This window comes from Citrobacter sp. RHB35-C21, assembly GCF_013816515.1.
GTDB classification, from domain to species: Bacteria; Pseudomonadota; Gammaproteobacteria; order Enterobacterales; family Enterobacteriaceae; genus Citrobacter; species Citrobacter braakii.
The window spans coordinates 2671808-2683893 of record NZ_CP057147.1; the positions used below are offsets into that span (position 1 = coordinate 2671808).

Consider the following 12086-nt stretch of genomic DNA (forward strand, 5'->3'; position numbering starts at 1 on the left):
GAGAATATTGCCGACGGTGAATCGAACGGTAGGCCGGATGGCGGTTAACGCCTTATCCGGCCTATCAAACTGTCCAATCCTGCGGTATCCATTTTGTTATTTTTTTTGTGATTTACGGCCATAGACCAGCCAGGTCACCAGCACGCAGACGATGTAAAACACGAGGAATATTTTCATTGCGCCCACCGGAGAGCCGGTCAGCGCCAGCGATGAACCAAACGCTTTGGGGATGAAAAAGCCCCCCACAGCGCCAATAGCAGAGATGAATCCCAGGGCGGCAGCGGTATCGGTTACCGCCTCACGTTGGGCCTGTTCTTCAGTACCACCGTGCAGCTTCACCCGGTATATGGTGATTTTGCGAAAGATCACCGCGATCATCTGGAAGGTTGAGCCGCTTCCCAGACCCGCAGTCAGGAACAAGCCCATAAACACCAGGTAGAAGGCGACAAAGTTTCCTTCGCCTGACCCAGGCAGGGTGAGGAACAGCAGGGCGCTAAACAACGCCATAAAGATGAAGTTAATTAACGTGACGCGCACACCGCCGAATTTGTCAGAGATCACGCCGCCTGCCGATCGCGCAAGAGCGCCGATGAAGGGGCCGAAGAACGCCAGTTGCAGGATATTCACGTCCGGGAACTGAGTTTTCGCCAGCATGGCAAAGCCTGCCGAAAAGCCGATAAATGAACCGAAGGTGGCGAGATACAGCAGGCTTAATAACCACAGATGAAAACGCTTGAGGACCGGCAACTGGGAAGCAATTGAGGCCTTCGAACTGGCAATATCGTTCATTCCCATGCCTGCTGCTAAGGTGGCTATCAGCAGTAACGGAACCCAAATCCATGCGGCATTGGCCAGCGACAATAACGAGCCGTCGGCTTGCGGTACGCCCTGTACGCCCAAAAAGGTAAAGATAGGCAGAAAGATCACTAGCGGCGCGATCAACTGCATCACGCTGACGCCAAGGTTGCCGAGACCACCGTTAACGCCTAATGCGCTGCCTTGTTTAGCTTTGGGGAAGAAAAAGCTGATATTACCCATGCTGGAGGCAAAGTTTGCGCCAGCAAAACCACACATCAGCGCAATGATAATAAATACGCCAAACGGAGTAGCGTTATTTTGCACGGCAAAACCGAGCCAGACGCAGGGAATAACCAGAATAATCGTGCTAAAAATGGTCCACCGGCGCCCACCAAATATAGGTACCATAAAGGAGTAGGGAACGCGCAATATTGCGCCAGAAAGAGAAGGCAATGCCGTTAATAAAAACAGTTGGTCAGTGGTGAAATTAAAACCAATTTTATTCAGATTGACGGCCACGGCGCTAAACAACATCCAGACGCAGAACGCCAGCAACAGACAACTTACTGATATCCAGAGGTTTCTGCGTGCAATATGCTTACCTTTGTTTTCCCAAAAGGCGGGGTTCTCCGGTTTCCAGTCAGTTAAAAGATAACGATTATTTTTCTCATTTGATGCTGACATATTATTCTCCATGCCCATGCCGTTCATGAAAAAGAAATAAACGCATACAGCGCCGCGCGAGTTCTTTTTAGAAACTATTGAAAAGTTTTGGGAATATTGACTGAAAGAATAGATAAAAAAGCGCAATAACGCGGCGTGATGAGGGAATTACATGTTGCTTAAGTGTTACCAATTGTAAAAATAAAAGATGTATTATTAATTCATCTATAACATCAATTAACTAACTCTAACGTAATCATACGATCCAAATGGCGTTCGAATGCAGGGTCGGCCATTTCCTCAATGCCTAAGACATAGATGCCATCCAGGCCGCAAACCAATGCGATTAAGCGCCAGGCCACCTCGGCCGCATCCGGTATTGCTGAGAATTCACCTGCACTCTGTCCTTGAGTGATGATAGCGGCGGTTTCTTCATGCCACATCCGCATGGTTAGCAGGTAGGCGCTTTTGATTTCCGGATCTTTATCCGCCAGGACCTGCGCTTCGCGCCACAGTTTAATGTAGGGTTCGAACCCGCCATCTTCGCTGCCCAACATAGCATGCAGTCGTTCGCGGAAGCTGGCGTTATCACTGACCTGTTCGGCATCCAGAAGGGTCCGTATCAGTTGCACAAACGCGAGGGATTTTAACTCACCCGCAGAGGTAAAGTGATGGTGTACCTGCCCGGTGGACACCTGAGCTTCCGTGGCAATACGCCGCACCGTCATCGCAGTAAATCCTTCCTCAAGCGCGACACGCATGGCCGCTTGCAAAATGACTTCCCGACGTTCGTCCCGATTCAGATAGCTCATCTTTCCTCCTGTACCCGTATAGCACGCAGTCTAACAAAAAGTTGGACATACGTTCAAATTTCCGTAGGATCGCTAAAGCTGGACACGTGTCCAGTTTCAGTTTCGTTAGGGAGTTTTATGTTTCGTCAGTGGTTAACGTTAGTCATTATTGTACTGGTCTACATCCCTGTTGCGATTGATGCAACGGTGCTGCACGTTGCCGCGCCCACGCTGAGTATGACGCTGGGTGCCAGTGGTAACGAGCTGCTGTGGATCATTGATATTTATTCTCTGGTAATGGCCGGAATGGTATTGCCAATGGGCGCGCTGGGCGATCGTATCGGCTTTAAACGTTTGCTGCTGTTAGGGGGCGGATTATTTGGCCTCGCATCGCTGGCCGCTGCCTTTGCCCACAGCGCGGGTTGGCTGATTGCCACTCGGGCCGTATTGGCGATTGGGGCGGCGATGATTGTTCCGGCAACGCTTGCGGGTATTCGCGCCACATTCGCTGAGCAACGGCATCGCAATATGGCGCTCGGTGTCTGGGCGGCCGTGGGTTCCGGCGGTGCGGCATTTGGCCCACTGGTTGGTGGAATGCTGCTGGAGCACTTCTACTGGGGATCCGTGTTCTTAATTAATGTGCCGATTGTCCTGGTGGTAATGGCCTTAACCGCACGCTTAGTGCCGCGCCAGGCCGGACGTCGCGATCAGTCGTTAAATTTCGGTCATGCGGTAATGTTGATTGTCGCCATTCTGCTGCTGGTTTACAGCGCTAAAACCGCGCTGAAAGGGCATACGGCGACCGCTGCCATTGCGTTGACGCTGTTAACCGGCGCGTTACTGTTGTGGCAGTTTGTCCGCATCCAGCTTGCCGCTTCCCGCCCGATGATAGATATGCGGCTGTTCACGCATCGCATCATCTTAAGCGGCGTTGTGATGGCGATGACCGCGATGATAACTCTGGTGGGTTTCGAGTTACTGATGGCTCAGGAGCTACAGTTTGTTCATGGTTTAACACCGTATCAGGCGGGACTGTTTATGCTGCCGGTGATGCTGGCAAGCGGCTTCAGCGGCCCCATTGCCGGTATGCTGGTGTCACGCCTGGGATTACGTTGTGTGGCAACGGCGGGTATGGCGCTTAGCGCCGTCAGTTTTTACGGCCTGGCGATGACAGATTTCAGTACTCAGCAGATTCAAGCCTGGATATTAATGGCTTTGCTCGGTTTCAGCGCCGCCAGTGCGCTGCTGGCCTCGACGGCGGCTATCATGGCGGCAGCCCCGGCAGAAAAAGCCGCAGCCGCGGGCGCCATCGAGACAATGGCTTATGAACTGGGGGCCGGGCTTGGGATCGCTATCTTTGGTTTGTTGTTGAGCCGCAGCTTTTCAGCCTCGATTCTGCCGCCTGTCGGACTTAATCCACAGGAGATAGAACGAGCCTCATCGTCAATGGGGGAGGCGGTGCAACTGGCGCACTCGCTCCCGTCGTCGCTGAGTGAGGCGTTGCTGTCGGCTGCTAAAGAAGCCTTTACCTGGTCGCACAGCGTGGCCTTAAGCAGCGCCGGCAGCATGCTTATCGTATTAGCGGTAGGAATGTGGTTCAGTCTGGCAAAGGTACAGCGTCAATAACTAATGGGCTAAATGACAGGGGTAATCCATCTCTTCGACTTCTTTTCCACTCAGTCGAGCGTATTGCCCCGTCAGCCTCCAGAACGCAGGCTGTGTTTCCGTATAGATCTCTGCCGCTAAAACCAGGCGGCGGCGATCCACCTCATTCAGCTCCAGCAGCGTCCACGGCACAAAATAACGATCGCTGCCCGTTAGTGTAAACCACAGCGGGCACCCGCAACCGGAACAGAAAAAACGTTCACCACGATTTGAAGATGGGAAGTGCGAAGGTTCTGCTGAATCCGGCGACATCAGCGGCTGAGCGCTGGCTTCCAGATACATAGCGATGCCACCTGACCACTTCTGGCACAGCGTACAATGACAGGCATAGACATCCAGCATTTCGACGTCGACGGTAAAATGACTCTGCCCGCAAAGACAACGACCAGTGAATGTCTGCACGGCATACTCCTTATGACCGAGTCTACATTAAGAGAAAAAGCCAGCCCTGGAAGGACTGGCTTTGTATTCAGACTACAACAAAATTAGAACTGGTAGTTCAGACCAACAGCAACGATGTTGTCAGTGCTTACACCGGCAGCTCTTGTGAAGTTGTTGGCATCCAGCAGGTTGATTTTGTAATCAACGAAGGTGGACATGTTTTTGTTGAAGTAGTAGGTCGCGCCCAGATCTACGTATTCAACCAGATCCTGGTCGCCGTAACCGTTGATGTCTTTACCTTTAGACTTCAGGTAAGCAACGGACGGACGCAGACCGAAGTCGAACTGGTACTGAGCAACAGCTTCAAAGTTCTGTGCTTTATTTGCAATACCGATGATCTCAGTACCTTTAACAGTACCACCAAAGGTAGTCATGTTACGGGTTTCGGAGTAGGTGGTTGCCAGGTAGATGTTGTTCGCATCATATTTCAGGCCAGCAGCCCAAATTTCAGCGTTCTTACCGTCAGCTTTGAACTGACCGCTGTGGTTGTTCTGGGAGTCAGTACGGTCAGATTTCGCATAGGTTGCACCTACACCGAAGCCATCGTACTCATAGGTAGTTGACAGACCGAAGCCGTCGCCATTAGCTTCTTTGTCGGCGCTACGATCGTTTTTACCCTGGTACTGCAGGGCAAAGTTCAGACCTTCAACCAGACCGAAGAAGTCGGTGTTACGGTAGGTTGCAACGCCAGTAGTACGACCAGTCATGAAGACGTCAGTCTGGGTCCAGGTATCGCCACCGAACTCTGGCAGAACGTCGGTCCATGCGCCGATGTCGTAAGCTACGCCGTAGTTACGACCGTAGTCGAAAGAACCGTATTCAGCGAATTTCAGGCCAGCGAATGCCAGACGGGTTTTATCTTTGTCGGAACCCTGATCTTCAGAACGGTTGCCTTTGAATTCATATTCCCACTGACCGAAACCAACCAATTGGTCGTTGATCTGAGTTTCGCCTTTGAAGCCCAGACGCGCGTAAGTTTTGTCGCCATCGCTGCTGGTATCGTTAGAGAAGTAGTGTTGAGCGTGAACTTTACCGTACAGGTCAAGTTTGTTTGCGTCTTTGTTATATACCTCAGCTGCGTTTACCGCACCTGCCGCCAACAGGCTAGTCACTGCCACTGCAACTAATTTAAGTTTCATTCTAAATAATCCTTATAATTATTTCTTGGTGTGTTTCCTAAACCATTGCTAAACGAAGGAGTTCGTCAATGGCAAACCATTTTTAAATGACGCAGTGGTATAAGTTCAATAATAAGTTTCATAATATTGCGAAATATTTGAAGTTGTGTGATCCAGATCTACATAATATAGCTGATTGTATTAATCTTAATATGTGACAGATCGGAATGGGTATATTTGCATGGGGAACTATTGTGCAGGCTATGATTTAAATGGCGTTAGTTTCGCAGGTGTAATATATACATGTGAAGAAATATAGATGACCGAGTAATACTTTCGGGTGTTAATTAATCCCCATATATTTAACATTTAATTAAAAAAATATAAACATAAACCGCAGTGGAATGAACAATTATTATTCATTAAATTGTCTAAAGTATAGCCGGATTTTATTTGTTTGTGATAAAACCCGACTTTTTTTCAGGCACGGCGCGTTGCCAGCCAGCAAAGCAGAGACCCCGCGCAGACCATCAGCGCTCCTTGCCAGAAGGATAGTGACAGCGGGGCGCTGAGCAACACCGCCGCCAGCGCAGAGGAGAGCACTGGAGTAAAATAAGACCCGACGGCCATAACGGTCACGTTGCCATGCAAAATACCAATATTCCACGCCGCATAGGCAAATCCTAACGTTAATGCTGCAGTGAACATTTTAATCGTCACCGAAGTGCTGAAAACCATTTCCGGTTGAGGCGTAATAAAATAGTAAACCCACAAACTTGCCGCCGTTAGTAAAACGAACACGGTGATGCCGTTAAAACCTTTTGCATATTTATTAGTCACCGTGCAATACGTTGCCCAGATAAAAGCGCCGAGAAAGGCGAGGAAATAGCTAAGCGGGCTGCTGGCAACATTACTGATAATTTCTCCAGGATTGAGGCCGTTTTCGCCCCCCAACACCCAACAAACCCCGGTCAATGCGATGATTAATCCGGGAATCACCAACCAGGTTGTTTTTTGGCCATTAAATAAGATGGCGAATAATATTGTCAGACTTGGCCAGAGATAATTGACCATACCCACTTCAATAGCCTGGTGACGAGTAGCGGCATAGCCCAGGGCCAGCGCTAAGCATATTTCATAGCTAACAAAAAGCACGCTACCGGCGATTAAATATCGCACAGGAATTTTTCTGATATTTGGGAATCCGACGGTAAATATCAGCAACAGGCCGCTTAATGTAAAAATCATCGCCGCGCCGCCTGCCGGCCCAAGTCCTTCGCTTACCCCACGAATAAGCCCGACCATCGTGCTCCAGAGCACGATGGCAATAAGCCCAATTAACGTTGCTTTTTGTTTTGTCATGCTGATTGTCTGTCCATGGTACTGGCAAAAATTAAGCTGAAATGTATAGCACCTTTACACCGTAGCGCGCTAATTAATTCCCTTTTGTCTACTCCCTTATGGGTACAAAGGTTAAGCGAAGTGCACTATTTAGTAGCGGAACCGTTTCGTTATTGATTTGACGCAAAAAAAATATGGATATAGCTGATAGTTTCGTCGCGAAGTTGTACATGTCATCTTTCAATCATGCCGCGCTGGCGCAATTTGAGAGATTTCCTGTACGAATCCCTGCAAAAAAGAGGAAAGCAATGGACGTCAGCCGCAGACAATTTTTTAAAATCTGCGCGGGCGGTATGGCGGGAACAACAGTAGCCGCTCTGGGTTTTGCACCCAAAATGGCACTGGCTCAGGCGCGAAACTATAAGCTGTTGCGCGCCAAAGAGATCCGAAACACCTGCACATACTGTTCCGTAGGTTGCGGGCTATTAATGTATAGCCTGGGAGATGGAGCAAAAAACGCCAAAGAGTCGATTTACCATATTGAAGGGGATCCGGATCATCCGGTGAGCCGTGGGGCATTATGCCCTAAGGGCGCAGGATTACTGGATTACGTGCACAGTGAAAACCGTCTGCGTTACCCGGAATATCGCGCTCCAGGCTCCGACAAATGGCAGCGTATCAGCTGGGATGAGGCTTTCACCCGTATCGCGAAGCTGATGAAAACTGACCGCGACGCCAACTTTATTGAGAAGAATGAGCAGGGCGTAACGGTAAACCGCTGGCTTTCTACCGGGATGCTGTGTGCATCTGCGGCAAGTAATGAAACCGGCATGCTGACGCAAAAATTTGTGCGCTCACTCGGCATGCTGGCAGTAGACAACCAGGCGCGCGTCTGACACGGACCAACGGTAGCAAGTCTTGCTCCAACATTTGGTCGCGGTGCGATGACCAACCACTGGGTTGATATTAAAAACGCCAACGTCGTGATGGTGATGGGCGGTAACGCCGCTGAAGCACATCCGGTGGGATTCCGCTGGGCGATGGAAGCTAAAAACAACAATGATGCCACGCTAATTGTTGTTGACCCCCGTTTTACACGTACAGCCTCGGTAGCGGATATTTACGCGCCAATTCGTTCCGGCACGGACATTACGTTCCTGTCCGGCGTTTTGCTGTATCTGATTGAAAACAACAAAATCAACGCTGAATACGTTAAGCATTACACCAACGCCAGCCTGCTGGTGCGGGATGATTTTGCTTTTGAAGACGGCCTGTTCAGCGGTTACGACGCGAAAAAACGCCAATACGATAAATCGTCCTGGAACTACCAGTTCGATGAAAACGGCTACGCGAAACGCGATGAAACGTTAAGCCATCCCCGCTGTGTCTGGAATCTGCTAAAACAGCACGTTTCCCGCTACACGCCGGATGTGGTGGAAAACATCTGCGGTACGCCAAAAGAAGACTTCCTGAAAGTCTGCGAAGTGCTGGCTTCCACCAGCGCAGCGGATCGCACCACCACGTTCCTGTATGCGCTGGGCTGGACACAGCATACCGTCGGGGCGCAGAACATCCGTACCATGGCGATGATCCAGTTGCTGCTCGGCAACATGGGGATGGCAGGTGGCGGGGTCAACGCTTTACGCGGTCACTCCAACATTCAGGGTTTAACCGACTTAGGGCTGCTCTCTACCAGTCTGCCAGGCTACCTGACGCTGCCGTCAGAGAAACAGGCCGATCTGCAAACCTATCTGGCCGCTAACACGCCAAAAGCGACGTTGGCCGATCAGGTGAACTACTGGGGCAACTACCCGAAATTCTTCGTCAGCCTGATGAAATCTTTCTACGGCAATGCGGCGCAGAAAGAAAACAACTGGGGCTTTGAGTGGCTGCCGAACTGGGATCAGTCCTACGACGTCATCAAATACTTCAACATGATGGATAGCGGGAAAGTCACCGGCTACATCTGTCAGGGCTTTAACCCGGTCGCGTCCTTCCCGGACAAAAACAAAGTGGTGCAGTGCCTGAGCAAACTGAAGTATCTGGTGATTATCGATCCGCTGGTGACCGAAACCTCTACGTTCTGGCAGAACCACGGCGAATCAAACGACGTTGATCCGGCTTCTATTCAGACCGAAGTCTTCCGTTTGCCATCCACCTGCTTTGCGGAAGAGGACGGCTCCATCGCCAACTCCGGTCGCTGGCTGCAATGGCACTGGAAAGGTCAGGATGCCCCGGGTGAAGCCCGCAACGACGGCGAAATTCTGGCCGGTATTTATCACCGTCTGCGCGACATGTATCGCACTGAAGGCGGTAAAGCCGTAGAACCCGTGCTGAAAATGAGCTGGAACTATAAGCAGCCGGACGAACCGCACTCCGAGGAAGTGGCAAAAGAGAACAACGGCTATGCGCTGGAAGACCTCTATGATGCCAACGGTGTGCTGGTTGCGAAGAAAGGCCAGTTACTCAGCAGCTTTGCGCTTCTGCGCGATGATGGTTCTACGTCATCGTCCTGCTGGATTTATACCGGTAGCTGGACCGAGCAGGGCAACCAGATGGCCAATCGCGATAACGCCGACCCGTCAGGTCTCGGTAATACGCTGGGCTGGGCCTGGGCATGGCCGTTAAACCGTCGCGTGCTGTATAACCGCGCTTCGGCGGACCCGCAAGGTAAGCCATGGGATCCAAAACGCATGCTGATCCAGTGGAACGGCACGAAGTGGACGGGGAACGATATCCCGGACTTCAACACCGCAGCACCGGGCAGTGGCACCAATCCGTTTATTATGCAGCCGGAAGGGCTGGGTCGTCTGTTCGCTATCGATAAGATGGCGGAAGGTCCGTTCCCGGAACACTACGAGCCAATGGAAACGCCGCTGGGCACAAACCCGCTGCATCCGAACGTGATCTCCAACCCGGCAGCGCGTCTGTACGAAGCGGATAAGTTACGCATGGGCACGAAACAGGACTTCCCGTACGTCGGGACGACCTATCGTCTGACCGAACATTTCCATACCTGGACCAAGCACGCATTGCTGAATGCGATTGCCCAGCCAGAGCAGTTTGTGGAAATCAGCGAAACGCTGGCGGCAGCGAAGGGGATCTCCAACGGCGATCACGTCAAAGTTAGCAGCAAGCGTGGATTTATTCGCGCAGTTGCCGTGGTTACCCGTCGTCTGCGTACTCTGCACGTCAACGGTCAGCAGGTTGAAACGGTTGGGATCCCGATCCACTGGGGCTTTGAAGGAGTCGCGCGTAAAGGCTATATCGCCAACACCCTGACGCCGAATGTCGGTGATGCAAACTCGCAAACGCCGGAATACAAAGCGTTTTTAGTTAACATCGAGAAGGCGTAAGGGAGGCGAACATATGTCTATGGAAACGCAGGACATCATCAAACGGTCCGCAACAAACGCCATCACGCCGCCGCCTCAGGCCCGTGATTACAAAGCAGAGGTCGCAAAGCTGATCGACGTTTCCACCTGCATAGGCTGTAAGGCCTGTCAGGTGGCATGCTCAGAGTGGAATGATATCCGCGATGAAGTCGGCCACTGCGTCGGGGTGTATGACAACCCTGCCGATCTTAGCGCCAAGTCCTGGACGGTGATGCGGTTTACCGAAACCGAACAGAACGGCAAGCTCGAGTGGTTGATTCGTAAAGACGGCTGTATGCACTGTGAAGATCCGGGCTGCCTGAAGGCATGCCCGTCTGCCGGGGCTATCATCCAGTACGCCAACGGGATTGTTGATTTTCAGTCAGAGCACTGCATTGGCTGCGGCTACTGTATTGCCGGGTGTCCATTTAATATTCCGCGCCTCAATAAAGAGGATAACCGCGTGTATAAATGTACGCTGTGTGTGGACCGCGTCAGCGTCGGGCAGGAACCTGCCTGCGTGAAGACCTGTCCGACCGGGGCAATCCATTTCGGTACCAAGCAGGAAATGCTGGAAATGGGCGAACAGCGAGTGGCAAAACTGAAAGCACGTGGTTATGAACATGCCGGTGTCTACAACCCGGAAGGTGTGGGTGGCACGCACGTGATGTACGTTCTGCATCATGCCAACCAGCCGGAGCTGTATCACGGCCTGCCGAAAGAACCGCAGATCGATACCTCTATCAATCTGTGGAATGGGGCGCTGAAACCGCTGGCCGCTGCCGGATTTATCGCCACCTTCGCCGGACTGATTTACCACTACATTGGTATCGGTCCGAATAAGGAAGTGGACGACGACGAGGAGGATCATCATGAGTAAGTCGAAAATGATTGTGCGCACGAAGTTTATCGACCGCGCCTGTCACTGGACGGTGGTGATCTGCTTCTTCCTGGTGGCGTTGTCGGGGATTTCGTTTTTCTTCCCGACTCTGCAATGGCTGACGCAGACCTTCGGTACGCCGCAGATGGGGCGCATTTTGCACCCGTTCTTCGGACTGCTGATCTTCGTGGCGCTGATGTTCATGTTTGTACGCTTTGTTCACCACAACATCCCGGATAAAAAAGATATCCCGTGGCTGAAAAACATTGTGGAAGTGCTGAAAGGCAATGAACACAAAGTGGCGGACGTGGGTAAGTACAATGCCGGACAGAAAATGATGTTCTGGTCGATCATGAGCATGATTTTCGTGCTGCTGATTACCGGCATCATTATCTGGCGTCCGTACTTTGCGCAGTTCTTCCCGATGCAGGTCGTGCGCTATAGCCTGCTTATCCATGCGGCTGCGGGGATTATCCTGATGCACGCCATCCTCATCCACATGTATATGGCATTCTGGGTGAAAGGATCGATTAAAGGCATGGTCGAAGGGAAAGTGAGCCGTCGCTGGGCGAAGAAACATCACCCACGCTGGTATCGCGAAGTTGAACGACAAGAAGCGAAAAAAGAGAGCGAGGAAGGGGTTAACTAACTCCTGACGTGCCCTGATCGTAATGGCGCTACACCAGTAGTAATGCTTGTCAGTTAACGAGGATGAGTAGCACACACGGAGGTAATAAATATGTTGCCTCCTGTATATTGCTCCGTTCACCTTATGTATGTCACTTCTCTGAGGCAATACGACCTGTGAACGTGTTAAGGGTACTATCGCTGTACCCTTAACAATCCCGGCTCCCGGCGGGAAAATTGCCACTTCGTGGTCCCCTCCGTTTATTCCTCCAGGCTACCGGGCCGGGCGCGAGGTAGCGTCCCTGCAAAACGCGCCCTGAACCCGCATCCCTGCGGGTTCTCCCGGCCTTACGGAAACACGTCGGCAATTTTCAGCCGGACCAGCCCA

9 protein-coding genes are annotated in these 12086 nt (G+C 51.5%); 4 read left to right on the top strand and 5 right to left on the bottom strand.

All coding sequences use genetic code 11. The features are described 5' to 3' along the window. Positions 1–96: 96 nt before the first annotated feature. Positions 97–1482 (bottom strand): NarK family nitrate/nitrite MFS transporter, encoded by a 1386-nt coding sequence (locus tag HVZ39_RS13035; protein ID WP_047358146.1) that lies wholly within the window; start codon positions 1480–1482, stop codon positions 97–99. A 212-nt stretch (positions 1483–1694) separates the two neighbouring features. Next, positions 1695–2273: a TetR family transcriptional regulator gene (locus HVZ39_RS13040; protein WP_016153113.1), complete on the bottom strand. Its 579-nt coding sequence runs from the start codon at positions 2271–2273 to the stop codon at positions 1695–1697. Positions 2274–2390: 117 nt separating this feature from the next. Between HVZ39_RS13040 and HVZ39_RS13045 the strand changes: the two genes are divergently transcribed. Beyond that, positions 2391–3878, top strand: a complete 1488-nt coding sequence (locus HVZ39_RS13045) for an MFS transporter (protein WP_047417428.1) — start codon at positions 2391–2393, stop codon at positions 3876–3878. Here HVZ39_RS13045 and HVZ39_RS13050 read toward each other — a convergent pair whose 3' ends face one another. From HVZ39_RS13050 to yddG, 3 genes are all read right to left on the bottom strand, one after another. Further along, positions 3879–4259 carry a GFA family protein gene (locus tag HVZ39_RS13050; RefSeq protein WP_087121860.1) on the bottom strand — a complete coding sequence of 127 codons (381 nt, stop codon included), beginning with the start codon at positions 4257–4259 and terminating at the stop codon, positions 3879–3881. 143 nt (positions 4260–4402) lie between these two features. Beyond that, positions 4403–5497 (bottom strand): porin OmpD, encoded by a 1095-nt coding sequence (gene ompD / locus HVZ39_RS13055; protein ID WP_131345781.1) that lies wholly within the window; start codon positions 5495–5497, stop codon positions 4403–4405. 459 nt (positions 5498–5956) lie between these two features. After that, a complete protein-coding gene (gene yddG, locus HVZ39_RS13060; RefSeq protein ID WP_016156546.1) occupies positions 5957–6838 on the bottom strand; it encodes an aromatic amino acid efflux DMT transporter YddG in 882 nt (293 codons plus the stop codon). A gap of 287 nt (positions 6839–7125) precedes the next feature. On the opposite strand from yddG, the gene fdnG reads away from it, so the two are divergent. Genes fdnG through fdnI form a run of 3 tightly spaced genes read left to right on the top strand, consistent with a single transcriptional unit; the run spans position 7126 to position 11720 of the window. Further along, positions 7126–10173 carry a formate dehydrogenase-N subunit alpha gene (gene fdnG / locus HVZ39_RS13065; RefSeq protein ID WP_181632507.1) on the top strand — a complete coding sequence of 1016 codons (3048 nt, stop codon included), beginning with the start codon at positions 7126–7128 and terminating at the stop codon, positions 10171–10173. A 13-nt stretch (positions 10174–10186) separates the two neighbouring features. Continuing rightward, positions 10187–11071: a formate dehydrogenase N subunit beta gene (gene fdnH, locus HVZ39_RS13070; protein WP_181632508.1), complete on the top strand. Its 885-nt coding sequence runs from the start codon at positions 10187–10189 to the stop codon at positions 11069–11071. Beyond that, positions 11064–11720, top strand: a complete 657-nt coding sequence (gene fdnI, locus HVZ39_RS13075; RefSeq protein WP_016153106.1) for a formate dehydrogenase-N subunit gamma — start codon at positions 11064–11066, stop codon at positions 11718–11720. Before fdnH ends, fdnI begins: the two co-directional genes overlap by 8 nt. Positions 11721–12086 lie beyond the last annotated feature (366 nt).